The organism is Microbacterium sp. str. 'China' (assembly GCF_002993305.1).
GTDB classification, from domain to species: domain Bacteria; phylum Actinomycetota; class Actinomycetes; order Actinomycetales; family Microbacteriaceae; genus Microbacterium; species Microbacterium paraoxydans.
The window spans coordinates 1,469,020-1,494,569 of sequence record NZ_CP027434.1; the positions used below are offsets into that span (position 1 = coordinate 1,469,020).

General features: G+C 70.1%; 23 protein-coding genes. 15 read left to right on the top strand and 8 right to left on the bottom strand.

The window, feature by feature from the left end:
* Window positions 1-125: 125 nt before the first annotated feature.
* The 4 genes from C6C15_RS06895 to C6C15_RS06910 are packed head-to-tail and all read left to right on the top strand — an operon-like array spanning window position 126 to window position 4,315.
* Window positions 126-1,490 (top strand): inorganic phosphate transporter, encoded by a 1,365-nt coding sequence (locus C6C15_RS06895; protein ID WP_060922644.1) that lies wholly within the window; start codon window positions 126-128, stop codon window positions 1,488-1,490.
* Window positions 1,487-1,822: a hypothetical protein gene (locus C6C15_RS06900; protein WP_025103191.1), complete on the top strand. Its 336-nt coding sequence runs from the start codon at window positions 1,487-1,489 to the stop codon at window positions 1,820-1,822. The genes C6C15_RS06895 and C6C15_RS06900 overlap by 4 nt, the downstream gene beginning before the upstream one ends.
* Window positions 1,823-1,873: 51 nt before the next feature.
* On the top strand, window positions 1,874-2,803 hold the full coding sequence (locus C6C15_RS06905; RefSeq protein ID WP_060922643.1) for a phosphodiesterase: 930 nt from the start codon (window positions 1,874-1,876) through the stop codon (window positions 2,801-2,803).
* A gap of 51 nt (window positions 2,804-2,854) precedes the next feature.
* A complete protein-coding gene (locus C6C15_RS06910; protein ID WP_025103193.1) occupies window positions 2,855-4,315 on the top strand; it encodes an aspartate ammonia-lyase in 1,461 nt (486 codons plus the stop codon).
* A gap of 63 nt (window positions 4,316-4,378) precedes the next feature.
* Here the strand turns inward: C6C15_RS06910 and C6C15_RS06915 are convergent, their stop codons facing one another.
* Window positions 4,379-5,248: a fumarylacetoacetate hydrolase family protein gene (locus tag C6C15_RS06915; protein ID WP_105949637.1), complete on the bottom strand. Its 870-nt coding sequence runs from the start codon at window positions 5,246-5,248 to the stop codon at window positions 4,379-4,381.
* A gap of 89 nt (window positions 5,249-5,337) precedes the next feature.
* Here C6C15_RS06915 and C6C15_RS06920 point away from each other — a divergent pair, with 89 nt between their 5' ends.
* The 3 genes from C6C15_RS06920 to C6C15_RS06930 all read left to right on the top strand — a co-directional run bounded on the left by C6C15_RS06920 (window position 5,338) and on the right by C6C15_RS06930 (window position 7,953).
* Window positions 5,338-6,639 carry a PrsW family intramembrane metalloprotease gene (locus C6C15_RS06920; RefSeq protein ID WP_105949638.1) on the top strand — a complete coding sequence of 434 codons (1,302 nt, stop codon included), beginning with the start codon at window positions 5,338-5,340 and terminating at the stop codon, window positions 6,637-6,639.
* Window positions 6,640-6,852: 213 nt separating this feature from the next.
* Window positions 6,853-7,221 (top strand): FKBP-type peptidyl-prolyl cis-trans isomerase, encoded by a 369-nt coding sequence (locus tag C6C15_RS06925; RefSeq protein ID WP_025103196.1) that lies wholly within the window; start codon window positions 6,853-6,855, stop codon window positions 7,219-7,221.
* Window positions 7,222-7,398: 177 nt separating this feature from the next.
* A complete protein-coding gene (locus tag C6C15_RS06930; RefSeq protein ID WP_025103197.1) occupies window positions 7,399-7,953 on the top strand; it encodes a YceI family protein in 555 nt (184 codons plus the stop codon).
* A 31-nt stretch (window positions 7,954-7,984) separates the two neighbouring features.
* Here C6C15_RS06930 and C6C15_RS06935 read toward each other — a convergent pair whose 3' ends face one another.
* Window positions 7,985-9,280, bottom strand: coding sequence for an MFS transporter (locus tag C6C15_RS06935; RefSeq protein ID WP_105949639.1), 1,296 nt, complete (start codon window positions 9,278-9,280; stop codon window positions 7,985-7,987).
* Window positions 9,281-9,465: 185 nt separating this feature from the next.
* Between C6C15_RS06935 and rpsO the strand changes: the two genes are divergently transcribed.
* Complete coding sequence (gene rpsO / locus C6C15_RS06940; RefSeq protein ID WP_017203073.1) at window positions 9,466-9,735, top strand: 30S ribosomal protein S15; 270 nt, start codon at window positions 9,466-9,468, stop codon at window positions 9,733-9,735.
* 105 nt (window positions 9,736-9,840) lie between these two features.
* Here the strand turns inward: rpsO and C6C15_RS06945 are convergent, their stop codons facing one another.
* Window positions 9,841-10,845 (bottom strand): isopenicillin N synthase family dioxygenase, encoded by a 1,005-nt coding sequence (locus C6C15_RS06945; RefSeq protein WP_105949640.1) that lies wholly within the window; start codon window positions 10,843-10,845, stop codon window positions 9,841-9,843.
* Window positions 10,846-10,995: 150 nt separating this feature from the next.
* Here C6C15_RS06945 and efeU point away from each other — a divergent pair, with 150 nt between their 5' ends.
* From efeU to efeB, 3 genes are read left to right on the top strand one after another with little or no spacing between them, the layout of a single operon-like run.
* Complete coding sequence (gene efeU, locus C6C15_RS06950; protein WP_105949641.1) at window positions 10,996-11,934, top strand: iron uptake transporter permease EfeU; 939 nt, start codon at window positions 10,996-10,998, stop codon at window positions 11,932-11,934.
* The gene (gene efeO / locus C6C15_RS06955; protein WP_105949642.1) at window positions 11,931-13,163 is read left to right on the top strand and encodes an iron uptake system protein EfeO; all 1,233 of its coding nucleotides are present in this window, start codon (window positions 11,931-11,933) and stop codon (window positions 13,161-13,163) included. The genes efeU and efeO overlap by 4 nt, the downstream gene beginning before the upstream one ends.
* A gap of 25 nt (window positions 13,164-13,188) precedes the next feature.
* A complete protein-coding gene (efeB, locus tag C6C15_RS06960; protein ID WP_105949643.1) occupies window positions 13,189-14,493 on the top strand; it encodes an iron uptake transporter deferrochelatase/peroxidase subunit in 1,305 nt (434 codons plus the stop codon).
* A gap of 4 nt (window positions 14,494-14,497) precedes the next feature.
* Here the strand turns inward: efeB and C6C15_RS06965 are convergent, their stop codons facing one another.
* Complete coding sequence (locus C6C15_RS06965; RefSeq protein ID WP_105949644.1) at window positions 14,498-15,382, bottom strand: serine hydrolase domain-containing protein; 885 nt, start codon at window positions 15,380-15,382, stop codon at window positions 14,498-14,500.
* On the bottom strand, window positions 15,379-16,509 hold the full coding sequence (locus C6C15_RS06970) for an acyltransferase family protein (protein WP_105949645.1): 1,131 nt from the start codon (window positions 16,507-16,509) through the stop codon (window positions 15,379-15,381). Before C6C15_RS06970 ends, C6C15_RS06965 begins: the two co-directional genes overlap by 4 nt.
* 111 nt (window positions 16,510-16,620) lie before the next feature.
* Here C6C15_RS06970 and C6C15_RS06975 point away from each other — a divergent pair, with 111 nt between their 5' ends.
* Window positions 16,621-17,847: an LLM class flavin-dependent oxidoreductase gene (locus C6C15_RS06975; RefSeq protein ID WP_025103205.1), complete on the top strand. Its 1,227-nt coding sequence runs from the start codon at window positions 16,621-16,623 to the stop codon at window positions 17,845-17,847.
* Between the two features lies 1 nt (window position 17,848).
* Complete coding sequence (locus C6C15_RS06980) at window positions 17,849-18,493, top strand: FMN reductase (RefSeq protein WP_105949646.1); 645 nt, start codon at window positions 17,849-17,851, stop codon at window positions 18,491-18,493.
* 109 nt (window positions 18,494-18,602) lie between these two features.
* Here C6C15_RS06980 and C6C15_RS06985 read toward each other — a convergent pair whose 3' ends face one another.
* Both C6C15_RS06985 and C6C15_RS06990 read right to left on the bottom strand, forming a co-directional pair.
* Window positions 18,603-18,782, bottom strand: coding sequence for a DUF5302 domain-containing protein (locus C6C15_RS06985; protein ID WP_025103207.1), 180 nt, complete (start codon window positions 18,780-18,782; stop codon window positions 18,603-18,605).
* Window positions 18,783-18,821: 39 nt separating this feature from the next.
* The gene (locus C6C15_RS06990) at window positions 18,822-19,406 is read right to left on the bottom strand and encodes a DedA family protein (protein WP_105949647.1); all 585 of its coding nucleotides are present in this window, start codon (window positions 19,404-19,406) and stop codon (window positions 18,822-18,824) included.
* 140 nt (window positions 19,407-19,546) lie between these two features.
* Between C6C15_RS06990 and C6C15_RS06995 the strand changes: the two genes are divergently transcribed.
* Entirely contained in the window at window positions 19,547-21,487 is a 1,941-nt protein-coding gene (locus tag C6C15_RS06995; protein WP_105950784.1) for a GDSL-type esterase/lipase family protein, read from the top strand.
* An 11-nt stretch (window positions 21,488-21,498) separates the two neighbouring features.
* Here the strand turns inward: C6C15_RS06995 and C6C15_RS07000 are convergent, their stop codons facing one another.
* Window positions 21,499-22,809, bottom strand: coding sequence for a UDP-glucose dehydrogenase family protein (locus C6C15_RS07000; RefSeq protein ID WP_105949648.1), 1,311 nt, complete (start codon window positions 22,807-22,809; stop codon window positions 21,499-21,501).
* A 359-nt stretch (window positions 22,810-23,168) separates the two neighbouring features.
* Here C6C15_RS07000 and C6C15_RS07005 point away from each other — a divergent pair, with 359 nt between their 5' ends.
* Complete coding sequence (locus C6C15_RS07005) at window positions 23,169-25,442, top strand: polyribonucleotide nucleotidyltransferase (RefSeq protein WP_060921087.1); 2,274 nt, start codon at window positions 23,169-23,171, stop codon at window positions 25,440-25,442.
* Window positions 25,443-25,550 lie beyond the last annotated feature (108 nt).

Genomic DNA, 25,550 nt, shown 5'->3' on the forward strand with positions numbered 1-25,550 from the left:
CGGCAGGGGGGACGGTGGCAGGATTTACCGGGGCCGGTAAACGGAAGTCAAACCCACGGTGAACTCTTCGTTCGTCACGTCGATCCCGTCGACATCTCCCTCTTCCTCAAGACCGAAAGCGAACGGTGGAAACCGCAGCCCTCATCGTCGTGCTCGTCATCGCGCTGGCACTCTTCTTCGATTTCACGAACGGGTTTCACGACACCGCGAACGCGATGGCGACGCCCATCGCGACCGGAGCGCTCAAGCCCAAGACCGCGGTGCTCCTGGCCGCCCTGCTGAACCTCGTCGGCGCCTTCCTGTCGACGGAGGTGTCCAAGACCATCTCCGGCGGCATCATCCAGGAGGATGCCATCATCGCCGCAGGGGCGGAGTTGTTCCTCTCGCTGATCTTCGCCGGACTCATCGGCGCGATCACCTGGAACATGCTGACCTGGCTGCTCGGCCTCCCGTCCAGCTCCTCCCACGCCCTCTTCGGTGGTCTGATCGGTGCGACGCTCGTGGGCGCCGGCCTCGGCGGCATCGATTTCGGCGCCGTTCTGTCGAAGATCGTCCTCCCCGCTCTCATCGCCCCGATCACCGCCGGGATCATCGCGTACGTCGCGACGAAGATCGCCTACTCGATCACCCGGCGCTACGACGGCAAGCCCGACGGGCGCGACGGCTTCCGCTGGGGTCAGATCTTCACTTCGTCCCTCGTCGCGCTCGCCCACGGCACCAACGACGCACAGAAGACGATGGGCGTCATCACCCTCGCGATGATCACGATCGGCTGGCAGTCCGGTGCGCACCACGAGCCCGAGCTCTGGGTCATCGTCGCCTGTGCGTTCACGATCGCCCTCGGCACGTATCTCGGCGGCTGGCGCATCATCCGTACGCTGGGCAAGGGCCTGACCGACGTGAAGCCGGCTCAGGGCTTCGCGGCCGAGAGCTCCACGGCGGCCACGATCCTCGCCTCCAGCGCCCTCGGCTTCGCCCTCTCCACCACGCAGGTGGCCTCGGGATCGGTCATCGGATCGGGTCTCGGTCGCCGCGGCTCGACGGTCCGCTGGCGGACGGCCGGTCGCATCGGCGTCGGCTGGCTGCTGACCCTGCCCGCGGCCGGAGGGGTCGGCGCCCTGGCGGCGCTGCTCGTCGTCTGGCTCGGTCCCTGGGGTGTGGCCATCGATGCCGTGCTCGCCGTGGTGATCATCCTCGGGCTGTACATGCGTTCCCGGCGCAACGCCGTCACCCCGGCCAACGCCATGAGCGACGTCGCCGAGTCCCACCTCGCGGTCGAGGTCCCGGATACACCGCCGCCCACGCGTCGCCAGCAGCGCATCGCCCAGGCGAAGGCGGAGGCGAAGGCCCGCGCCGAGGCCAAGGAGAAGGCGAAGGCCGAGGCCAAGGACAAGGCGAAGAAGAAGGCCAAGGCCAAGGCCGACGCGAAGGCAGCGAAGACCGGCAGCGTCTCCTCGTCCGACGCGTCGCAGAACGGGGACTCGGCATGAACGTCACGATCGACTGGATCGCCTTTCTGCAGGTGTTCGCTGCCGCGCTCATCGGCGCCGCTGCCATCGTCACCTTCTACGCCCTGGGGCTGCGTCTGCTCGTGCGCAGCGGACGGGCGCCCGTGGTCAGCCCCGCGGAGTTCACCGATGCCATCACGGTGATCTCCGAGAAGGAGCTCAAGCGGGCCGCGAAGCAGGCGGCGAAGGCAGCGAGGAAGAGCCCGCTCACCGAAGGGCAGAAGACCCTCGCCCTCGTGGGCGCCTACGGCTGCTTCGTGCTCTGCGGGGCCGCGGTCATCGCCGGCATCCTGCTCATCGTCGTCGGCCACTGAGCGTCCGGCGCGCCAAGAGGGAGCGTCGGCGCCCGCCCCTAGGCTGAGGGCATGTCCGCACTCAACGGAACGCCCCCGGTCTTCGGCCGGTACGCCCCCGCGTCCCATGTCCTGATCCATGTCAGTGACCCGCACTTCCTGGCCGGCGGTGCCGCGCTGGGGGGACGGTACGACGTCGAGCGCACGTTCGCGCGGACGCTCGAGGCGATCCGCGCCGTGCATCCCGCTCCCGCCGCCATCGTGATCACCGGGGACCTCGCCGACCTCGGCGAGCCGGATGCGTACCGCCGGCTCCGGGCCGCGATCGAGCCGGTCGCCGCCGAGCTCGGCGCTCCCGTGGTCTGGGTCGCGGGCAACCACGACGAGCGCCCGGCGCTGCGCGAAGCGCTCCTCGACGGCGAGCCCACCGAAGAGCCGGTCACCGGGGTCTGGGATATCGACGGGCTGCGGCTCGTGGCCCTCGACACGAGCGTCCCGGGATGGCACCACGGCGACCTCGACCCGGCGCAGCTCGCGTGGCTGGCCGACGTCCTCGCGGAGCCCGCGCCGCACGGCACGATCCTGGCTATGCATCACCCGCCGCTGCCCAGCCATCTGCCGCTGTTCGACATCCTCGAGCTCCGTCATCAGGACGAGCTCGCCGCCGTCATCCGCGGCACCGACGTGCGCGGCATCCTCGCCGGCCACCTGCATTACTCCGCACACGGTCTTTTCGCCGGTGTCCCGGTGAGCGTGGCATCCGCCACCTGCTACACGATGAACGTCGCCCGTCCGGCGGCGGAGGTGAACGGCATGGACGCCGCCCAGGCGTTCCAGCTCGTGCACGTGCGGCCGGAGACCCTCACGCACACGGTCGTCCCCGTGGTCGACGCGCCGACCGACGACTACTTCTCGGAGGAGTGGATCGCGCGGATGGCGGCGCTGGCCCCGGAGGAGCGCCTGGAGGTGTTCTCCCGGAAAACCCCGCAGGGACCGGCGTAGACTGGTCGCATCCCCCACTTTTCCGTTCGCCACGACCCACGAGGATGTGACATGGCTTCTGCCGCGCCCGCCCATACCCGCACCGAGACCGATTCGCTGGGGAGCATGGAGATTCCCGCCGACGCGTACTGGGGGATCCACACCGCCCGCGCCGATGCGAACTTCCCGATCACGAAGCGCCCCATCTCGGTCTATCCCGAACTGGTGATCGCCCTCGCGATGGTGAAGCAGGCCAGCGCCAGGGCCAACAAGGAGATCGGCGTCCTCGACGCCGAGCGGGCCGACCTCATCGACCGCGCGGCGCAGCGCGTCATCGACGGCGAGTTCCACGACCAGTTCACGGTCGGCGTCATCCAGGGCGGCGCCGGCACGTCGACGAACATGAACGCGAACGAGGTCATCACCAACATCGCGCTGGAGATGGCCGGACGCGAGAAGGGCGACTACGCCTTCCTCTCTCCGATCGACCACACGAACCGCAGCCAGTCGACCAACGACGTCTACCCGACCGCGGTCAAGATCGGCCTCTCGCTGACGCTGCGTTCGCTGCTCGACGAGCTGGACGCCCTGCGCGTGGCGTTCCTCGGCAAGGCGGGGGAGTTCCACGACATCCTCAAGGTCGGCCGCACCCAGCTCCAGGACGCCGTGCCCATGACGCTCGGCCAGGAGTTCCACGGCTTCGCCACGACCCTGGGCGAGGACCACAGCCGCCTCACCGAGAACGCCTCGCTCATGTTCGAGATCAACATGGGCGCGACCGCGATCGGCACCGGCATCACGACCCACCCCGACTATGCGCCCGCCGTGCTGAAGCACCTGCGCGAGATCACCGGACTCGACCTGGAGACGGCCACCGACCTCGTCGAGTCCACGAGCGACACGGGCGCCTTCATGTCGTTCTCCTCATCGCTCAAGCGGAACGCCATCAAGCTCTCGAAGATCTGCAACGACCTGCGCCTGCTGTCGTCGGGTCCGCAGGCGGGCCTCGGCGAGATCAACCTGCCCGCACGGCAGGCCGGCTCCAGCATCATGCCGGGCAAGGTCAACCCGGTGATCCCGGAGGTCGTGAACCAGGTGGCGTTCGCGGTCGTCGGCGCCGACATGACCGTGACCATGGCCGTCGAGGGCGGTCAGCTCCAGCTCAACGCCTTCGAGCCCGTCATCGCGCACTCGATCTTCCAGTCGATCACCTGGATGCGTCAGGCCATGTGGACGCTGCGCGTGAACTGTGTCGAGGGCATCACCGCCAACCGTGACCGTCTGGGCGCGATGGTCGGCGCGTCGGTCGGCGTCATCACGGCGCTCACGCCCTTCATCGGCTACGCGGCGGCCGCCGCCCTGGCCAAGACGGCCCTGCTGACCAACCGCAACGTCGCCGACCTGGTGGTCGAGGCCGGACTCATGTCGCGCGACGAGGTCACCAAGCAGCTCTCTCCCGCCCGTCTCTCGGGTCTGGAGGCGGTCACGGCGGCCATCCCGATCGTCACCCCGGACGACCTCATCCAGATCTGAGCGTCGGCCGGATATGCGAAGGGGACGGGAGCTCGAAGCTCCCGTCCCCTTCGCGTATCCGGGTCAGTCGAGGATGCGGCAGTGCGTCGTGAGCTCGCCGATCCCGTCGATGCCGACCGTGACGGTCGAGCGGTCGCGGAGGAAGATCTGCGGGTCGCGCGAGTAGCCGGCACCGCCGGGGCTGCCCGTGGAGATCAGGGTGCCGGGGAGCAGGGTGAGCGACTGGGAGAGGTGGGCGATGAGCTTCGCCACCGAGCGCACCATCTGGTCGGTGCTGGCGTCCTGCACGGTGTGTCCGTCCACGACGGTCCAGATGTGGAGGTCCTGCGGGTCGGCGATCTCGTCGGCGGTCACCGCGAACGGCCCGGTGGGGGTGAAGCCGTCGAACGACTTGCAGCGGGACCACTGCGCCTCGGAGAACTGGATGTTCCGCGCGGTGATGTCGTTGACCACCGTGTAGCCCCACACGTGCGTCAGGGCATCGGCTTCCGGGACGTCCTTCGCGGGGGTGCCGATGAGCACGCCCAGCTCGGCCTCGTAGTCGACGGCCTCGCTGAGACTCCGGGGCCAGGACGTGATCTGGTCGTGACCGGTCAGCGAGTTCGGCCACAGCGTGAACACGGTCGGTGCGGCGTCGGTCTTGAGTCCGAGCTCGCTGGAGTGCGCGGCGTAGTTGAGGCCGACGGCGAGCACGGCCGGCGGCGCGATCACGGCGGAGGCGAACCCCCAGCCGGTCAGCGGGTGGCGCGGGGCCGTGCCGTCGCGCAGGGCGGCGCGGAGCTCGTCGAGTCCGGCGTCTCCTCGCTCGATCAGCTGCTGCAGGGTGGCAGGCGCGTCGGACAGGAGATCGGAGACGAGGATGGCGTCCGAGTCCTCCACCACGGCGAGAACCGCCTGGGAGGAGTCTGGACGGCGCAGGTGAGCGAACCGCATGGTTCTACGCTACCGGGTGCGTGCGGCCGGTCGGGTGGAGGAAGCCCCCAGAGCCCGGCGCGGATGCTTGTGCCCCATAAGCTTTGAGCATGACCTTCGGAGGACCGTCCGACCCCCAGCAGCCCGCCCGGTACACGCCGCCGTCCGCGCCGCCCGCGCAGCCGAGTGCGTACTCCGCCGCGCAGTACGCGCAGTCGCCGTATCTGCCGCCGTCGTTCGGACAGCAGCCCGGCTATGCGTCGGCCCTCGCGCAGCCGACGCCCTACACGCCGCCGGCTCCCGTCGCGCCGTCGCCCGCGGAGTCGCTGCCGGCTCTCCCGGTGCCGAACAAGAAGGGCCGGACGATCTCGCTGTGGCTGTTCGGCTTCCTCGGGTTCCTCCTCCTGGCGCTCATCGGCTACTTCGGCTGGGCGCTCGGACCGACCGCGTCGGTGATCGGGCTCGTCCTGGCGTTGATCCCGCTCACGATCGTCTTCCTCGGGGTGCGCATGATCGACCGGTGGGAGCCGGAGCCCAAGCGTCTCGTGGCGTTCGCCATCGCCTGGGGTGCCGTGGCCGCGGTCGGCCTCACGCTCCTCGTCGACATCGGCCTCACGATGCTGTTCGACATCCGCTCCGAGGAGTTCTCCGCGGTGGTCCAGGCTCCCATCGTCGAGGAGTTCTGGAAGGGCCTCGGGGTCTTCCTCATCTTCCTGCTCGCGCGGCGCTCCTTCGACGGTCCGGTGGACGGCGTCGTGTACGGGGCGCTCGTCGGCGCGGGCTTCGCGTTCACCGAGAACATCCAGTACTTCGCCATCAGCCTGATCGAGGGCGGCGGAGAGCAGCTCGGCGTGACCTTCATCGTGCGCGCGGTGCTGTCGCCGTTCGCCCACGCGATGTTCACCTCGCTGACCGGGTTCGCGATCGGCCTCGTGGCTCGCCGGCACGCTTCCGCGGGAGCGGCCGCCGGCGCGGGCCTGCTCGGCATGGTCGGGGCGATCCTCCTGCACGGCCTGTGGAACGGCTCGGCCACCTTCGCCGACTTCTTCGGGCTCTACTTCACCCTGCAGGTGCCGCTGTTCATCGGCTTCATCCTCGGGATCGTCGCGCTGCGGCGAGAGGAGGCGCGGCTCACGCGGGCGCGCCTGGCCGAGTACGCGGCCGCCGGCTGGTTCACGCCGGAGGAGGTCACGATGCTCGCCACGCCCGCCGGGCGCAAGGTCGGGCTGGCGTGGGCGGCGCAGCTGCGCGGCGACCGCCGGCCGCTGATGCGTGAGTTCATCAAGGACGCGACGGCGCTGGCGGCTGTCCGCCAGCGGGCGATCACCGGTCGCGACCCGCTCGCGGTCGAGGACGAGCGTGCCCTGCTGATCCGGACGAGGGCGGCACGAGCCGCGCTGCTGGCCTACTGAGCGGCACGCCCGGAGACAGACTCAGCGCCCGGTGCTGCGGCGATGCCTGCATGTCTCCCGGGCGCTGAGTTGATCTGCCACCAGGGTGCACCCGGCCCCGGGGATGTGTCAAGGGTCTCCGTGACGGGCAGCCACGGCGGCTCGACGAGGTGTTCGCTGTGAGCAGGTGCGGTCGCGTTGACCGGGCGCGCGACGGTCGGGTTGGATGGAGCCATGACTGATCGCACAAAGCCCGAGTTCGACGCCCCGACCGGCCCTGCCCCCGCAGAACTGGTCATCCGCGACATCATCGAGGGTGACGGTGCCGAGGCCAAGCCCGGCGACACCGTGACCGTCCACTACGCCGGCGTGGAGTTCGAGTCCGGCGAGGAGTTCGACTCGTCGTGGGGTCGCGGCGAGACCATCCAGTTCCCGCTTCGCGGCCTGATCCAGGGCTGGCAGGACGGCATCCCCGGCATGAAGGTCGGCGGTCGTCGCGAGCTGATCATCCCGCCGCACCTCGCCTACGGCCCGGCCGGGGGAGGACACTTCCTCTCCGGCAAGACGCTGATCTTCATCATCGATCTCGTCGCCGTCGGCTGACATCCTCGTTCGGAAGCGCCCCGCCCCCTGTGGTGTGGGGCGCTTTCGACGTCTCCGGACTTTCTGCTCGACACGGGAATACATGCGAGTGAATGTATGTTGTGGGAAGGGTGCCGCGGACGATCGCGGTGCCATCCCTTCGCCGCCGCCGCGGCCGACGTCTCCTGAGGAGCAACCATGAGCAGCATCGACATCCCCGGTTACCGCCCCGGCACCTGGGTCCTGGACCCGTCCCACAGCGAGGTGACCTTCAGCGTCCGCCACATGATGATCTCGAAGGTGCGCGGCACCTTCGGCGTGAAGAGCGCGACGCTCGTGGCCCCGGAGAACCCCCTCGACGCCAAGGTCGAAGCCTCGGTCGACGTGACCTCCGTCGACACGAAGGACGAGGGCCGTGACCAGCACCTCCGCTCCGCCGACTTCTTCGACACCGAGAACTTCCCGACCATGGACTTCGTCTCGACCGGCGCGCGCGTCGAGGGCGGCGACTTCCTCGTGGACGGCGACCTCACCATCCGCGGCATCACCAAGCCCGTCACCTTCGAGCTCGACTTCGGCGGCTTCGGCAGCGACCCGTGGGGCAACTACAAGGCCGGTGCCTCCGCCAAGACGGTCATCAACCGCGAGGACTTCGGCCTCACCTGGAACGCCGCGCTGGAGACCGGCGGTGTGCTCGTCGGCAAGGACGTCACGATCACGCTCGACCTCCAGGGTGCGCTGCAGCAGGACTGACGCGCGCAGACCTCTCCGAACCCCGGGCCCGTCAGGGCTCGGGGTTCTCTGCGTCGTAGGCGCGGAACCGCGGGTGCCGACGGGCGAGGAGGGCGACGAGGACGATCACGAGGATGCCGCCGAGCAGCGGGGGGAACCACAGCGACGTCAGCGTCGCGAGCGTCCCGGCGTAGAGGGCGCCGACGCGGGGGCCGCCGGTCACCACGACGACGAAGAGCCCCTGCAGGCGTCCGCGCATGGCGTCGGGCACCGCGGCCTGCATCATGGTGTTCCGATAGATCGAGCTGATGTTGTCCGAGGCGCCGGAGAGCGCGAGCGCCACGCAGGCGGCGACGATGAGCAGGACGTGCGGCCGGTCCTCACCGGCGGGCGTCGCGGAGAGCGCGCCGATCAGGAGGACGACGCCGAACAGGGCGATCGCGGCGCCGTAGGCCTCGATGGCACGGGCGATCCCACGACCGTGCCACCGGTACTGCACTACGCGGCCGGAGAACAGGCTCGAGGAGAAGGTGCCGACGGCGACCGCGGCCGTGAGGATACCGGTCGTGAACGCGCCGCCGCCGAGGATCACGGTGCCCAGCGCCGGGAAGAGCACGAGGGGCTGCCCGAAGGTCATCGCGATGATGTCCATGACGTACTGCATCCGGATGTTGCCCGCCCGTCGGAGGAAGCGCCAGCCGTCGACGAGTGAGGCGAAGCCGGGGCGCACGGTGTCGCCTTCGGGGCGCAGGGCGGGGAGGGTCCACAGTCCGAGGAACATCGACAGCATGAGCACGACGTCGATCGTGTACGTCCAGCCGTACCCGGTGAGGGCCACGAGGAGTCCGGCCAGCGCGGGGCCGGCCATGACCGTGAGTCCGAAGGCGACGCCGTTGAGCGCGGACGCGGCGGCGAGCATGCGGCGGGGGATGAGCCGGGGGACGATCGCCGTCCGGGTGGCCATGCCGACGGAGTTCGCCGCCGAATTCACGATGCTCAGCGCGTACAGCCACCAGATCGTCTCCGTCCCCGTCCACGTGAGCGCGGCGAGGAGCGCGGTGGAGGCGAACGTCACGGTGGCCGCGATCAGCGCGACCCGCCGGCGGTCGAACGCGTCGGCGAGCATGCCGCCGTACAGACCGGCGAGGATCATCGGGAGAAGGCCGGCGACGGCGATCATCGAGACGGCGAACGTGCTCTCGGTCAGTTCGAACACGTGCAGCATCACGGTCACGATGGTGAGCTGACCGCCGATGCCGGCGAGCGTCGAGCCGATCCACATCCGGGCGAAGGCCGGGCTCGCCTTCAGCGGGGTGAGGTCGATCAGATGGCCGCGTCGGGAGCTCACAGGGCGATCTTCTTCTGCACATTCCGAGCCTAGTTGACCGGTGGACCCCGGTCCGGACCCCGTGTCCCGCCGTGGTCGTTCGGGCTGGTAGACTCGTCAGGTTGCCGTTCGATCGGCCGCGGATAAAGAGAGCTCACGCATCAGGCGTCGGGCGCCGCGCAACAAGCAGAGAGGGGATCGAATCTATGGCACTGGAAGCAGACGTCAAGAAGGCGATCATCGAAGAGTACGCGACGCACCCCGGTGACACCGGATCCCCCGAGGTGCAGGCCGCGATGCTGACGCAGCGCATCAAGGACCTCACCGAGCACCTGAAGGAGCACAAGCACGACCACCACTCGCGTCGTGGTCTGTTCCTGCTCGTGGGTCAGCGCCGTCGTCTGCTCGGCTACCTCCAGAGCGTCGACATCGAGCGGTACCGCTCGCTGATCGCACGCCTTGGTCTTCGCCGATAAGGCACCACGGACCCAGCGTTCAATCGCGCAGAACATTCTTGAGAAGGCCGCCCCACGGTGTGGGGCGGCCTTCGTCATGTCCGGGATGACGCGTCGCGGAGCCTGTCAGGCGGGCGTCCGGACCAGATCGGGGTGGTGGATGGCCGCCACGTCGGGGTGCGCGCGCAGTCGCGACTTCATGGCGTTCTCGCCGTAGGTCGCGTGGATCGGATTGCTCGGGTCCTCGGTGATTCCGGTGGCCTCGGCGGCGAGGTCGGCGGGGAGCTCGAGCAACGGCAGCTGCTGGTCGAGGGCGGGGTTGAAGAAGAACGGGATCGAGATGCGCTCCTCGGGCGCCCGCGGCGAGATCACCCGATGGTTCGTCGCCTTGAGGTAGCCGCCGGTGGCGTACTCGAGCAGCTCGCCGATGTTGACGACGAAGGCGCCGGGCACCGGGGGAGCCGACACCCACTCGCCGTCACGCTCGACCTGGAGCCCGCCCTTGCCGGGCTCGACCCAGAGCAGCGTCAGTACCCCGGAGTCCTTGTGCGCGCCGACGCCCTGCTGCGGTTCCGGCTCGTTCGTGCCCGGGTACCGCACGATCTTGATCAGGGTCGACGGATCGCGGAACGTCTCGTCGAAGTAGGTCTCCTCGGCCCCGAGAGTGAGGGCCCAGGCGCGCAGGAGCTTGCGGGCGATCTCCGTCAGGGCGTCGTGCCACTCGGTGACGACCTGCTTCAGCTCGGGCTGGGCGGCCGGCCAGAGGTTGGGGCCGATGAGGCGGTTGAAGGCGGGGCCGCCGTCCACCGGCTCGCGCTCGGGGCCGATGTCGATCTGCTCGCGCCAGTCGACCTTGCCCTGCGTCCGTTCCCCGCCGATCCGGGTGTAGCCGCGGAAGTGCGGGCTGTTGACGTTCTCGATCGCGAGCTTGTCCTCCTCCGGCAGGGCGAAGAAGTCGAGGGCCGCCTGGTGCAGCCGCGCCTCGAGTTCCGGTGAGATCCCAGTGCCGGTGAGATAGAAGAAGCCGACGTCGTGAGTGGCCGCGCGGAGGTCGTCGCGGAAGCGCGCCGCGGCCTCGGGGCCGTCGTCGAGCTGGGACAGGTCGAGGATGGGGAGCGAGAGTTCAGCCATGGACCGAGGCTATGTCGGGGATGTGGCCGGAGGACGCTCTGTTGCACTCCATTACCTCCGGCGGTGGTGTCGGGGCGGCGCCGGTCGCGGTGCTAGAGTCTCGGTGGTAAGGGATGCCTTACCTCAGTCGTCAGTCAGAGAGTGTCTCCCGTGCTCGCCACCTTCCTCATCGGACTCCGCGAGGGTCTCGAAGCCGCGCTCGTCGTCGGCATCCTCGTCGCCTACCTCCGCCGTCTCGGTCGGCGGGACGCGCTGCCCAAGATGTGGGCCGGGGTCGGTCTCGCGATCGCCCTCGCTCTGGGCATCGGCGCGATCCTGACCTTCGGAGCCTACGAACTGACGTTCCAGGCCCAGGAGCTGATCGGCGGCGGGTTGTCCCTCGTCGCGGTGGCGATGGTGACGTGGATGATCTTCTGGATGCAGCGCGCCGGCCGCACCATGAAGGCGACTCTGGAGGGCGGCATCGATCGCGCGCTGACGGTGGGTGGTCTCTGGGCGCTCATCGCGATCGGCTTCGTCTCCGTCGCCCGCGAGGGGATCGAGACCACGCTGCTGCTGTGGTCGATGGTGCAGTCCTTCGGCGACGCCCCCTCGGCCCTCGTCGGCGCGCTCCTGGGACTCTCCGTGGCCGTCGTGCTCGGCTGGCTCATCTCCCGCGGGGCGCTGCGCCTGGACCTGCGGCGCTTCTTCGCCTGGACGGGCGGCTTCCTCGTGATCGTCGCGGCAGGCGTCCTCGCCTACGCGCTGATGGATCTGCAGGAGGCCGGCGCGCTTCCCGGCCCGTTCACCGCCGCCGCTCCGCTCGACCCGGTCACCGGCGCCGTCGCCGTGGGCGCGGCCGGCTTCCCGTTCGGCTGGGCGTTCGACGTGTCGGCGGCGATCGCTCCCGGCGGCGCCCTGGCCTCCGTCCTGCAGGCCACGGTCGGCTTCATGCCCGCCATGACGTGGCTGCAGGTGCTCGCCTGGGGCCTCTACCTCCTCGTCGTGGGCGGGCTCTACCTCCGCGGCCTTCGCTCGGCACGCCCTTCGACGCGCGGTGCCTCCGCCGCCACCCCGACGTCCTCCCTCACACAGCAAGGAGCAGCATGATCACCTCGCACCGGGTCCTCGCCGCGGCAGCCGCCGCGGGTACCGCCGTCCTCCTCCTCAGCGGCTGCGTCGCGAAGAGCGATAGCCAGGCGACGGCGGCGTTCGACGTCTCGTCCACCGCCACGGACTGCGCCGTCTCCGCGTCCACCGCGAAGAGCGGGACGCTGACGTTCGATGTGAAGAACGACACCGACCAGGTCTCCGAGTTCTACCTGCTGGCGGAGGACGGACTGCGGATCGTCGGCGAAGTCGAGAACATTGCCCCGGCCGCGTCCCGCACCCTCACGGTGGTCGCCCAGCCGGGCGAGTACTTCACGCTCTGCAAGCCGGGCATGGTCGGCGACGGTGTCGGTCGGGCGGCGTTCACGGTGACCGGAGACCGCGTGGCGGTGGACGGCCCCGACGCCGAGCAGAAGCAGAAGGCCGTCGATCTCTACGGGGCGTTCGTGAAGGATCAGGTCGGGCAGCTCGTGCCGGCCGTGGAAGACCTCGTGGCCGCCTATGAGTCCGGCGACGACGAGACCGCCCGCACGCTCTTCCCCCAGACGAGGGCGTTCTACGAGCGCATCGAGCCCGTCGCCGAGGCGCTCGGAGACCTCGACCCGCGGATCGACTACCGAGAGGTCGATGCGGTGGCGGAGGGCCTGGACTGGACCGGATTCCACCGCATCGAGAAGGACCTCTGGGTGCCGGCGAAGGACGCGCTGAACGCCGACGGAGAGACCCCGGCATGGCAGGACTGGACGCCGTCCACGCCCGCGGAGCGCGCCGATTACGGCGACCTGCTCCTGGCCGACGTGCAGGAGCTGTACGACTACGTGCACTCGGACGACTTCACCACCGCGTTGGACGACCAGGGGATCGGCGGCATCTCGAACGGCGCGATCGCACTGCTCGACGAGGTGGCCACCGGCAAGATCTCCGGTGAGGAGGACTGGTGGTCCGGCACGGATCTCTTCGACTTCGCCGCGAACGTCGAGGGATCCAAGATGGCCTTCTCACTTGTGCAGGACTTCGCCGCGGCGCAGGGCGACGACGGTGAGGCCCTCGTCTCCGAGATCGAGACCGGATACACCGCCCTCGAGGAGTCCCTCGCCGCGCACGGCTCGCTCACGAAGGGTTTCGTCGGCTACGGCGAGCTGACCGAAGCGGACAAGCGGGAGTTCACCGACCTCATCAACGCACTCGCCGAGCCGCTCTCGCAGCTCACCGGCACGGTGCTCGACTGACGGCGGCACACGGAGGAGCGCGGACGTGAACGAGTCGGAATCCGTCGCCCGGGAGGCGCCGGCGGCCCCGCCGTCGGAGCCCTCCGGCGGCGGTCTCAGCCGCCGCGGGCTGCTCGGGCTGGCCGTCGGCGGTGGTGTCGCCGGCCTGGCCGTCGGGCTGGGGGCCGGGACGGCCGGAGGCATGGCGCTCGGGCGTGCGCGTGCCGCCGAGGACGCCGAGTCGCGGTACGAGTTCTTCGGCGCGCACCAGGCCGGCATCACGACGCCGGTGCAGGACCACCTGCACTTCGCGAGCTTCGACATGATGCCCCGCACCGATCGGGACGACCTCATCTCCCTGTTGCAGGACTGGTCGTACGCCGCGGCGCGGATGACGCAGGGGCTGGAGGTGAGTGCGAGCGGCGCGGTGAACGGTCCCGCCGAAGCGCCCCCGGATGACACGGGGGAGGCGCTGGGGCTCCCCGCCGCGGGCCTGACCCTCACGTTCGGGTTCGGTCCGGGGCTGTTCGAGAACGAGGACGGCGATCGCTACGGTCTCGCCGCGCGGCGTCCGTCCGGCCTCGAACGGCTCCCCGCCTTCCTCGGGGACAACCTCGATCCGGCGGCGTCGCACGGCGACCTGTGCATCCAGGCCTGTGCCGACGACCCCCAGGTCGCCGTGCACGCGATCCGCAACCTCAGCCGCATCGCGTTCGGGCGGGCCCGCCTGCGCTGGTCGCAGCTCGGATTCGGCAAGACCTCGCGCACGACGGCAAGCCAGGCCACGCCCCGGAACCTCTTCGGCTTCAAGGACGGCACGGCCAACATCCTCGCCGACGACACCGCGGCGCTCGCCGAGCACGTCTGGGTCGCCGAAGGTGACGAGCCGTCCTGGATGGCCGGCGGTTCGTATCTGGTCGCCCGGAAGATCGCCATGCTCATCGAGACCTGGGACCGGGTGCGCCTCTCCGAGCAGGACACGATCATCGGACGGGACAAGGGGGTCGGGGCGCCGCTCTCCGGTGGCGACGAGTTCACGGCGCCCGACTTCCGCGGGACGAAGATCGATGCGAACAGTCACGTCCGGCTCGCGCATCCGGAGCAGAACGACGGCATCCGCATCCTGCGCCGCGGCTACAACTACGTCGACGGCAACAACGCCCTCGGACGACTCGACGCCGGGCTGTTCTTCCTGTCCTACCAGCGTGATCGCGCCCAGTTCATCAGCCTGCAACGCCGGCTGTCGACCGATCGTCTCAACGAGTACATCCGTCACGTGGGCTCAGGCATCTGGGCCATCCCCCCGGGAGCGCAACCGGGCTCGTACGTGGGGGCGGAGCTGTTCGCCTGAGCACTCAGCCGGCGGCGACGTCTTCGAGGACGGCGACGGCGTCCGCAGCGAACGCATCCGCTCCGGCGTGATCGTGAGCGGTCACCGTCACCACCGCGTCGTCGAGGAAGAGCAGCAGCTGGCCGTGGGCCCCGTGCAGCCGCCACGCTCGTCCCGGACCCTGCCAGCCCGCGAGCGCATAGCGGTCGTAGCCCGGGTTGACGCCCGCGATGACGCCGTCCTCGTGCATGGCGTCGATCCACTCCGGGGCGACGAGTCGACGTCCCTGCCAGGAGCCACGATCGCGGATGAGCAGCCCCAGGCGCGCGACCTCCTCGGTGCGGAGCGGCAGGCCACCCCCCGCCTCGATGCGGCCGTTCGGGCAGCGGGACCACGCCACGTCCTCGATGCCGAGCGGGGCGAACAGGCGGGTCGAGAGGTAGTCGCCGACATCGCCCACCCGGGTCGCGAGGGCGGTCATGGCGGTGTAGGTGCTCGCGTTGGAGTACTGGAACACGCGGCCGCGTGATGGCCGTCGCAGGAACTCCCGGGCCAGATCCGGCCAGTCCGTCATCAGCGTCTCGGACCACGGCAGGTCGATGCCGCTCGACATCGACAGCAGGTGACGCAGGGTGATGTGAGCGACACCCTCGCCGAGTTCGTGGTCCGGCAGGAGGGTGGCGACGGTGTCGTCCAGGCGGATCAGTCCGTCGTCGGCGGCGAGCGCGGCGGCCAGCACGCAGACGCCCTTCGCGATCGAGTGCACGTCCTCCCGGACATCGGGTGTCCAGCGGTGACCCGCGGTGTCGTCGCCGATGCGCACGTGAAGCCCGTGCGCATCGAACCCCTGGGAGTCGGCGATGGCGACGAGCCGGTCCCGGACCTCGGATGCGGGGTGGGTGGCTGTCATCGCGGACGCCGGGATCCGGTCGGATCGTTCCGGCGGCCTTCCCGCGAGGCGAGCTCGGGGTCGGCGAACAGCCACCGCGGCCGCGGCTCCACGAGCGGACGGAACACCCGCCGCACGGGCTTGGTCGCGAGCAGCAGCGCGAGGACCACCGACAGCGCCGTGACCGCAGGGAGCCAGAACCAGGTCGGCTCGAGGTCGCGCAGCACGCCGCTCTCGCGGAACGGGTAGAGCACGAAGGAGTGCAGGAGGTAGACGTACATCGTGTACTGGCCGAACGTGGTCCACCAGTACGCTCCGCGCGGGATGAGGGCGAAGAAGGCGGCGCACAGCACGACTGCCAGCAGCATGAGCAGGATGCGGATGCCGCCGGCCCACCACTGATCGCCGACGAGGTCGACGTAGGAGTCTTCGTAGAACAGCCAGTGCCGCAGGTCGACTGCCTGCCACAGCGGCAGCCAGTTCCACGCCGCCCATCCGGCCGCGCCGAGGACGACGAGCGCGAGGACGCGGCTCCACCACGGGCGGACGTCGAGGAGGCGGAGGCGGTCGACGACGTTCCGCTCCCGGAGCCACCAGCCCAGGGTGAAGAACGGCAGCAGCCCCAGGGTCCGGGAGAGCGAGAACGTGCTGTCGACGTTCGGCAGGTAGCCGGCGCCGATGGAGATCACGATCGTCCACAGCAGCGGCCAACGCAGCAGCGCGAGGTAGGGGAGGACGAGACGGAAGATCCCGAGCGCGAGCAGGAACCAGAGCGTCCAGCTGGGCTGGGTCGGATTCGGGGTGCTCTCTCCCTCCACGAGCCACTTCGTGAGCGTCCAGAGCGCCTCGAAGATGACGTAGGGCAGGATGATGTCGGTGATGACGCGGGCCATCTGCGTCCGGGTGGGGGAGCCCGACTTGGAGAAGTAGCCCGAGATGATGGCGAACGCCGGCATGTGGAACGCGTAGAGCGCCAGATAGAAGGCGAAGGCGATGTCCGAGTCGTAGCTGAGGCGCTGGATGGCATGACCCAACACCACGAGGACGATGCAGGCGTATCGCGCGTTGTCCCAGAAGGGCACGCGTCGGCGTTTGCGGGCGACCGGCCCTGTGTGGGGCCCCGTCGTCCCGACTCCGGTGGTGCTCATTCTCCGAGGCTACCGGCCGGGAATAAAGTTGCCCTGCACGCGTTGACCCAATTACATTCAAATGAATAGAACCGGATGTCGAGCATCCGATTCGGAGAACACGGAGCAATCATGAGCGAGCAGTCAGGCGCGCAGGCGATGCAGTTCGGCATCATGTCGGTCAGCGACATCACCCGCGACCCCACCACGGGAGTCACCCCCAGCGAGCAGGAGCGGATCAAGGCGACGCTGGCCATCGCCACCCACGCCGAGGAGGTGGGCCTCGACGTCTTCGCCATCGGCGAGCACCACAACCCGCCGTTCTGGTCGTCGAGCCCCACGACGTTCCTCGCCGCGCTCGCCGCCCAGACGGAACGCCTCATCGTCTCGACCTCGACCACGCTGATCACGACGAACGACCCGGTGCGCATCGCCGAGGAGTACGCGATGCTGCAGCACGTCTCGGACGGCCGCATGGACCTCATGCTGGGCCGCGGCAACACCGGCCCGGTGTACCCGTGGTTCGGGCAGGACATCCGTCAGGGCCTTCCGCTCGCGATCGAGAACTACGCGCTGCTGCACAAGCTGTGGCGTGAGGACGTCGTCGACTGGGAGGGCAAGTTCCGCACCCCGCTGCAGGGCTTCACCTCGACACCCCGTCCGCTCGACGGCATCGCCCCGTTCGTGTGGCACGGCTCCATCCGCACCCCGGAGATCGCGGAGCAGGCCGCCTACTACGGCGACGGCTTCTTCGCGAACAACATCTTCTGGCCGAAGGAGCACTACCAGCGGCTCATCGAGCTGTACCGTCAGCGCTTCGAGCACTACGGGCACGGCACGCGGGAGCAGGCGATCGTCGGTCTCGGCGGCCAGGTGTTCATGGCCGCCAAGTCGCAGGACGCGGTGAACCAGTTCCGCCCGTACTTCGACAACGCCCCGGTCTACGGTCACGGCCCCAGCATGGAGGACTTCACCGAAATGACCCCGCTGACGGTGGGATCGCCGCAGCAGGTGATCGACCGGTACGCGGCGATGCGCGAGCACTACGGCGACTACCAGCGCCAGCTGTTCCTCATCGACCACGCGGGTCTGCCGTTGAAGACGGTCCTCGAGCAGCTCGACATCCTCGGCTCCGAGGTCGTGCCGGTGCTCCGCAAGGAGCTCGCGAAGGACCGCCCGTCCACGGTGCCCGACGCGCCGACCCACGCCGCGCGCGTGCAGGCGACGTACGGCGACGGGCCCACGCGGCAGGCGCGCCCCGGTGCGAACCGCGGAGACAACCTCACCGGGGACTCGCCCTACCAGGACACGCCGGCGCCCGCGGGTGCCGCCTTCGGACTCGGCCGGAAGGAGGCCTGACATGACCTCGCGTCGCATCGCCGTCGTCTCGGCGGGGCTGTCGAACCCGTCGTCCACCCGGATGCTCGCCGACCGGCTGGCCGCGGAGACCGTGAAGGCGCTCGCGGAGCGCGACATCGAGGCCACCGTCGACGTGATCGAGCTGCGCGACCATGCGCACGACATCACGAACAACATGCTCACCGGCTTCGCGCCCCCCGCACTCGAGACGGCGATCAACACCGTCGTCTCGGCCGACGCGCTGATCGCGGTCACCCCGATCTTCTCGACGAGCTACTCCGGGCTGTTCAAGTCGTTCATCGACGTGCTCGACCCGGACGCGCTCACCGGCAAGCCGGTGCTGATCGGGGCGAACGCGGGGACACCGCGGCACTCGCTCGCGATCGACTACGCGATCCGACCGCTGTTCGCCTACCTGCATGCCGAGGCCGTCTCGACGGGCGTCTTCGCGGCGTCGAGCGACTGGGGCGGCGCGGGGGACGACGTCGCGCCGCTGGCGAAGCGGGTCGAGAAGGGGGCGAGGGAACTCGCCGAGGCCGTCGCGCGCCGGGATGCCGCCGCGGTCGTCGACCCGTACGACCCCGCCACCTACCTGGGTGAGGGACGCTCCTTCGGTCACATGCTCGGCGGTCTCGCCGGAGAGTGACCCGAACGGCGGCCTGACAGCGACGTGCCCCGTGCCTTCCGGCGCGGGGCACGTCCGTGTCTGCGGAGGGGGATGCGGGAGCAGGAGACCGGCTCCCGCATCCTCGCGGTCAACCGCTCTTGCGTCGGAACTCGCGCCGCGTCTGCGGGGCGTGGGCGGCGTGCACGGCGGAATCGCCGTCGAGGTGAGCCTCGCCCTGTCGGTGGTGCGCGTTCTTCTTCTCGAGCGCTTCCTTGAATTTGCGCTTCATGTCCTCGGAGGAGGAGCCGGCGCCTTCTTCGGTGCTCATGCTCCCGAGCCTAGAGCACGGCCGGACGGGCGGCGAGGGTCACCGCTCCCGCCTCCGTGTGAGTCGGTCGAGCCCGAGCCCCAGGGCGACGGCGAGTGCCACCGACACCGGGACGGCGACGAGAGGGCCCCCGGGGAGTACTGCGGCGACCATCGCTCCGACGGCGGCCTGGTAGCCCGCCCACCCGAGCGCGGCCAGGGTCACGAGTGCCAGGTAGCGAGGGGGATGGATGCGGGAGGCGCCCGCCACGAGGTTGACGGCGAGCCGGGCGAACGGCACGAAGCGCGCGGTGAACAGCACCGTGGCCGTGCCGTGGTCCAGCCGATGGCGTGCCCAGGCGAGGGCCTGCCGGACGCGGTGCCCTCGCATCCAGCCCCAGCGCTCGGTGCCGACGACACGACCGATCAGATAGCAACAGGCGTCGCCGAGCACCGCTGCCCCCGCAGCGCAGAGCACCACCATCCAGAGCGCGGGCGTTCCGGTGGTCACCGCCACGGCGCCGAGGGCGGTCACGGCGATCTCCCCGGGGATGATGACGAAGAACGCGTCGCCGAGCACGAGCAGGCTCATCGCGGCCAGGCTCCAGGGGCTGGCGAGGACGTCAGCGAGCAGGTCTGTCGACACGGGCGTCACTCTGCCCCGGGGCGGTGAACGGGAACCAACGCGCGGATAGCCGGTGACCCGTGATCCAGCATCCGGTGAACATCCGGTGCCCGACGCCGATTCCCCTCGGCGGGGACGGGGATCGCCGCCATCCTGAGGGTGTGAGAGTCGCGATCGTCACCGAGTCCTTCCTTCCGCACATGAACGGTGTGACCGGATCCGTGATGCAGATCCTCCGTCACCTGGAGCGCCGAGGGCATGAGTCCTGTGTGCTCGCTCCGGCCGCGATCGGAATCCCGGCGGAGCTGCACGGCGCGCCCGTCACGGCGATTCCCAGCGTCCCGCTCCCGGGGTACCGGGACGTCCGCGTGGGCGCGGCGACCACTCGGAGGATCGGCGCGGAGCTCCACCGCTTCCGTCCCGACGTCGTCCACCTCGCGTCGCCGTTCGCGCTCGGGTGGCGGGGCCTGCTCGCTGCACAACGCGGGGGTGTCGGAACGGTCGCGGCATACCAGACCGACGTGGCCGCGTACACGGAGAGGTATCGCGTCGCGGTGACGACAGGGATCGCCCATGCCCACATCGCCCGACTGCACCGGAGGGCGACACTCACGCTCGCGCCGTCCACCGAGTCGGCACAGCAGCTGAGTCGGCTCGGCATCGACCGCATCCGGTCCTGGGGGCGGGGTGTGGACGCCGAGCTCTTCCACCCTTCGCGGCGCAGCGACGTGCTCCGGGCGGAGTGGGGAGCCGAGATCGTCATCGGCTACGTCGGACGCCTCGCCCCCGAGAAGCAGGTGGAGGATCTCGCCGCACTGCACGGCATCCCCGGCACGCGTCTCGTCATCGTCGGAGACGGTCCCCGGCGGGAGCGGTTGCAGGAGCAGCTTCCCGACGCCCTCTTCCTCGGGCGGCTCGACGGGGAGGCGCTCGCCGCGGCGCTGGCCTCCTTCGACGTCTTCGTGCATCCGGGGGAGAGCGAGACCTTCGGGCAGACGCTCCAGGAGGCCCATGCGAGCGGTGTCCCCGTGGTCGCCACAGGCAGAGGAGGCCCGCTCGATCTCGTCCGACCCGGCGTCGACGGATGGCTGTACCGACCAGGAGACCTCGCAGACCTCCGCCGTCGCGTGACCGATCTCGCCGGAGACGAGCGCCGGCGTCGGGCGTTCGGGGAGGCGGGCTGGAGCGCGGTGCAGGGCCGGAGCTGGGCGCACCTCGGCGATCAGCTCCTGGATCACTTCGAGGAGGCGCGGACGCTGCACGCCGTGGACCGTCGGCTGCGCGCTCGCCGCCTCGTCCGGCCGGAGCCGGCCCCGCCCGCCCCCTCGCGCCGCTGGCGACGGATCGTCGCCCTCGGCGACTCGGTGACCGAGGGGCTCTGCGATCCCGGACCCGACGGGGCGCTCCGCGGGTGGGCGGACCGGCTCGCGCTGCTCCTCGCCGCGCGGGGAGGCCTCCACTACGCGAACCTCGCGATCCGGTCGAAGCGGGTGTCCGACGTGTGCGGACCGCAGCTGGAGCGGGCGCGCGAACTCCGCCCCGACCTGGTCACCGTCCTGGTGGGTGCCAACGATCTCGTGAGGCACCGCGTCGACGTGCCCGCGCTCGCCGCGAGTCTGGAGACCGCGGTGCGGCGGCTGCGCGCGACCGGTGCCGACGTGATCCTGGTCACGCCGTTCCTGCCGGCCCGTCGCGCGGCGGCGCTGTACACGCGGCGCTTCTCCGCCTTCGCCACGGCGCTCGCCGGTGTCGCGGCGCGGACCGGTGCGATCCTCATCGACACCGATCTGCTCCCGGCGCTGGGGGAGCGACAGCACTGGGGCGAGGACCTCGTGCATCTCGGCAGTCGGGGCCACCGGGTGCTCGCCTATCGCGTCGCGGAGGTGCTCGGGGTGCCGCACGCCGACGCGCTGGGAGCGCTGGATGCGGCGTTGCACGAGAACGAGCCGATCGGACGCGCGGCCTGGTGGCGGCAGTACGCGCTCCCATGGGTGTGGCGACGACTCCACGGCCGCGCGGCGGGGGACGGGCGTCGGGCCAAGCACGACGACTACGTCTACCTCGGACGCTCCACCGTGCGGCAGGACGCGAGCGTGGTCTGACCGACGGGGCCTCAGCGTCGTCCCATCCCGAGGTAGGTCCAGCCGGCAGCCCGCCACGCGTCGGCATCCAGACAGTTCCGCCCGTCGATCACGATGCGGCCCCGCACGAGCCCGCCGGCGTGCTGGGGACGGAGCTCCCGGCGGTACTCGTCCCACTCCGTGACGACGACGACCGCATCCGCGTCCCGCAGGGCCTCGTCCCTGGACGAGGCGTACCCGAGCTGCGGATGCCGTTCGCGGGCGTTCTCGATCGCCGCGGGATCCGTCACCACGACATCGGCCCCCAGTCCCCGCAGCCGCACGGCGACCTCCAGGGCGGGAGAGTCGCGGACGTCGTCGCTGAAGGGCTTGAAGGCCGCACCGAGGACGGCGATCCTCCGCCCGAAGACGAGGCCGCCGAGCGCATCCACCACGAGGCGCACCGCCCGATCCCGTCGGCGGAGGTTGATGGCGTCCACCTCGTGCAGGAACCCGACGGCCTCCCCGCGTCCGAGCTCCTCGGCGCGCGCCGCGAACGCGCGGATGTCCTTGGGCAGGCAGCCGCCCCCGAACCCGATTCCCGAGCCGAGGTAGCGACGGCCGATGCGCGAGTCGTGTCCGAGTGCTTCGGCGAGGAGGGTGACGTCCGCTCCGGCCGCCTCGGCGATCTCGGCCATGGCGTTGATGAACGAGATCTTCGTCGCGAGGAACGCGTTGGCGGCGCCCTTCACGAGCTCCGCGGTGGCCAGGTCGGTGACGAGGAAGGGCGCGCCCGCGTCGATCGCCGCGGCGTACACGCGGCGGAGCAGGTCGACGGCGGCGGCGCCCTGCGGGGTGTCTTCGACGCCGGCCACCAGACGGTCGGGGTGGAGGGTGTCGTGGACGGCCCAGCCCTCCCGGAGGAACTCGGGGTTCCAGGCGAGCGTCGCGCCGGTCTCCGCGATCCGACGGGCGAGACGGGCTGCGGTGCCCACGGGGACCGTCGACTTCCCGGCCACCACCGCCCCCGGTCGCAGGTGGGGGAGCAGCCCGTCGATCGCCGCGTCGACGAAGCGGAGGTCGGCCGCGGGCCCGGAGGCGGACTGCGGGGTACCGACCGCGAGGAAGTGCACGTCCGCCCCGGCAGCGGCCGCCGGATCAGCGGCGAAGCGCAACCGCCCTGACCGCACCCCGTCCTCGAGGAGCTCGGCGAGGCCAGGCTCGAAGAAGGGCGCGGCACCCGCGGTGAGGTCGGCGACCTTGCCCTCGTCCACGTCGATCCCCACGACATCGTGACCGAGCGAGGCCATCGCCGCAGCGTGCACCGCTCCCAGATACCCGCATCCGATCACTGACATCCGCATGCGCCCAGCACAGCCGAGCCGTCTCTCGCTCCGGCGCACGCACGGTGAACGCCGGGTGACGGTCGGGTGTCGGGACCGCGCCGCGCGCGGAACCCTCGGGTCTTGACGGACACGCTGGTAGTGTGGTCGAGGGTGACTCCGGTCACCCGACAATTTCACATCGACTCATGGAGCGATCGGCGGAGAAGCTGGTCCCCTGTGGTGGGTTCCTCGGCGCACGTCGGGTGGCTTTCTACTGGTGGCCAGCGCAGGCGAGATTCGCGGGAATGCCCGCGCGCCCGAACCCTTCCGTTCCGCTCCTTTGAACACGCTCGCGCGTCACACGGATTCGCGAGTCTAAACAAAGAAGGAGAGACCTCTTGGAAGGTCCTGAAATCACCGCCACCGAGGCCGTTCTCGACAACGGCCGCTTCGGCACCCGCACCATCCGCTTCGAGACCGGCCGCCTCGCGCAGCAGGCTCAGGGCGCCGTCGCCGCCTACCTGGACGGCGAGACCATGCTCCTGTCGGCCACGAGCGCGGGCAAGCACCCGCGAGAGGGCTTCGACTTCTTCCCGCTGACGGTCGACGTCGAGGAGCGTTCCTACGCCGCCGGCAAGATCCCCGGCTCGTTCTTCCGTCGCGAGGGTCGTCCCTCGACCGAGGCGATCCTGGTCTGCCGTCTGATCGACCGTCCGCTGCGCCCGTCGTTCGTCGACGGCCTGCGCAACGAGGTCCAGATCGTCATCACGGTCCTCTCGATCGCGCCGGGCGAGTTCTACGACGCCCTCGCGATCAACGCCGCGTCCGCGTCCACCCAGATCTCGGGTCTGCCGTTCTCGGGTCCCGTCGCCGGTGTGCGCCTCGCGTTCATCCCCGGTCACGGTCAGCACGAGGACCAGTGGGTCGCGTTCCCGACCGCCGAGCAGGTCTCCGAGGCCGTGTTCGATCTTATCGTCGCCGGCCGCGTGGTCACCAAGGCCGACGGCTCCGAGGACGTCGCGATCATGATGGTCGAGGCCGAGGCGACCGAGGGCAGCTGGAACCTGATCAAGGCCGGTGCCACCAAGCCCGACGAGACCATCGTGGCCCAGGGCCTCGAGGCCTCGAAGCCGTTCATCGCCCAGCTCGTCAAGGCCCAGGCCGAGCTCGCCGCCACCGCGTCGAAGGAGCCGGGCGTCTACCCGGTCTTCCCCGCGTACAGCGACGAGGTCTACGACTTCGTGTCCGAGCGCGCGTTCGCCGAGCTGAGCGACGTCTACCAGATCGCCGACAAGACCGAGCGCCAGAACGCCGACGACGCGATCAAGGACCGCGTCAAGGCCGAGCTCATCGAGGCCACCGAGGCGGGTTCGCTCCCGGCCGCGGCCCCGCTGGAGTTCTCCGCGGCGTACAAGTCCGTCACGAAGAAGATCGTCCGTGGTCGCATCCTCACCGAGGGCACCCGCATCGACGGCCGCGGGCTGGCGGACATCCGTCCGCTCGACGCCGAGGTGCAGGTCATCCCGCGCGTGCACGGCTCCGCGATCTTCCAGCGCGGCGAGACCCAGATCATGGGTGTCACCACGCTGAACATGCTCAAGATGGAGCAGCAGATCGACTCGCTGTCGCCCACGACCAGCAAGCGCTACATGCACCACTACAACTTCCCGCCCTACTCGACCGGTGAGACCGGCCGCGTGGGTTCGCCGAAGCGTCGCGAGATCGGGCACGGCTTCCTCGCCGAGCGCGCACTGGTGCCGGTTCTGCCGAGCCGCGAGGAGTTCCCGTACGCGATCCGTCAGGTGTCCGAGGCGCTGAGCTCCAACGGCTCCACCTCGATGGGCTCCGTCTGCGCGTCGACCCTCTCGCTCCTCAACGCGGGTGTGCCGCTGCGCGCCCCCGTCGCCGGCATCGCGATGGGCCTCGTCTCCGACGAGGTCAACGGGGAGACCCGGTACGCGGCGCTGACCGACATCCTGGGTGCGGAGGACGCGCTCGGCGACATGGACTTCAAGGTCGCCGGCACGAGCGAGTTCGTCACCGCCATCCAGCTCGACACGAAGCTCGACGGCATCCCGTCGTCGGTGCTCGCGGGCGCGCTGACCCAGGCCAAGGACGCTCGTCTGACGATCCTCAACGTCCTGAACGCCGCGATCGACGCTCCCGACGAGATGGCACCCACCGCGCCGCGCGTCATCAGCGTCCAGATCCCGGTCGACAAGATCGGCGAGCTGATCGGCCCGAAGGGCAAGACGATCAACGCGATCCAGGACGAGACCGGCGCGCAGATCTCCATCGAGGAGGACGGCACCGTCTACATCGGCGCGACCGACGGCCCCTCGGCCGAGGCCGCCCGTGCCCAGGTCAACGCGATCGCCAACCCGACCAACCCGGAGGTCGGCGAGCAGTTCCTCGGCACCGTCGTGAAGATCGCCACCTTCGGCGCCTTCATCTCGCTGCTGCCGGGCAAGGACGGTCTGCTGCACGTCACCGAGGTGCGCAAGCTCGCCGGTGGCAAGCGTGTGGAGAACGTCGAGGACGTGCTCTCCGTCGGCCAGAAGATCCTCGTGAAGATCACGAAGATCGACGATCGCGGCAAGCTGTCGCTCGAGCCCGTGCTCGACGATGCGCCCGCTGCGGACGAGGCTCCGGCCGAGGACGCCGCCGAGTAAGACACGGATGACACGGAACCCGGGTCTCTCCGTCGGAGAGGCCCGGGTTCCGTCGTCTGTGCCGTGATCGAAACGTTATGGGAAGTTTGCGCGCCGTTCCCCGGATTG

Bases quoted from the DNA above. Each gene is read 5' to 3' on its own strand.
- C6C15_RS06965 (WP_105949644.1), bottom strand. From the start codon at position 15,382: ATGACAGCCACCCACCCCGCATCCGAGGTCCGGGACCGGCTCGTCGCC.
- C6C15_RS06910 (WP_025103193.1), top strand. From the start codon at position 2,855: ATGGCTTCTGCCGCGCCCGCCCATACCCGCACCGAGACCGATTCGCTG.
- C6C15_RS06930 (WP_025103197.1), top strand. From the start codon at position 7,399: ATGAGCAGCATCGACATCCCCGGTTACCGCCCCGGCACCTGGGTCCTG.
- C6C15_RS06900 (WP_025103191.1), top strand. From the start codon at position 1,487: ATGAACGTCACGATCGACTGGATCGCCTTTCTGCAGGTGTTCGCTGCC.
- C6C15_RS06980 (WP_105949646.1), top strand. From the start codon at position 17,849: ATGACCTCGCGTCGCATCGCCGTCGTCTCGGCGGGGCTGTCGAACCCG.
- C6C15_RS06925 (WP_025103196.1), top strand. From the start codon at position 6,853: ATGACTGATCGCACAAAGCCCGAGTTCGACGCCCCGACCGGCCCTGCC.
- C6C15_RS06915 (WP_105949637.1), bottom strand. From the start codon at position 5,248: ATGCGGTTCGCTCACCTGCGCCGTCCAGACTCCTCCCAGGCGGTTCTC.
- C6C15_RS06905 (WP_060922643.1), top strand. From the start codon at position 1,874: ATGTCCGCACTCAACGGAACGCCCCCGGTCTTCGGCCGGTACGCCCCC.
- C6C15_RS06920 (WP_105949638.1), top strand. From the start codon at position 5,338: ATGACCTTCGGAGGACCGTCCGACCCCCAGCAGCCCGCCCGGTACACG.
- C6C15_RS07000 (WP_105949648.1), bottom strand. From the start codon at position 22,809: ATGCGGATGTCAGTGATCGGATGCGGGTATCTGGGAGCGGTGCACGCT.
- C6C15_RS06970 (WP_105949645.1), bottom strand. From the start codon at position 16,509: ATGAGCACCACCGGAGTCGGGACGACGGGGCCCCACACAGGGCCGGTC.
- C6C15_RS06975 (WP_025103205.1), top strand. From the start codon at position 16,621: ATGAGCGAGCAGTCAGGCGCGCAGGCGATGCAGTTCGGCATCATGTCG.
- C6C15_RS06985 (WP_025103207.1), bottom strand. From the start codon at position 18,782: ATGAGCACCGAAGAAGGCGCCGGCTCCTCCTCCGAGGACATGAAGCGC.
- efeO (WP_105949642.1), top strand. From the start codon at position 11,931: ATGATCACCTCGCACCGGGTCCTCGCCGCGGCAGCCGCCGCGGGTACC.
- rpsO (WP_017203073.1), top strand. From the start codon at position 9,466: ATGGCACTGGAAGCAGACGTCAAGAAGGCGATCATCGAAGAGTACGCG.
- C6C15_RS06945 (WP_105949640.1), bottom strand. From the start codon at position 10,845: ATGGCTGAACTCTCGCTCCCCATCCTCGACCTGTCCCAGCTCGACGAC.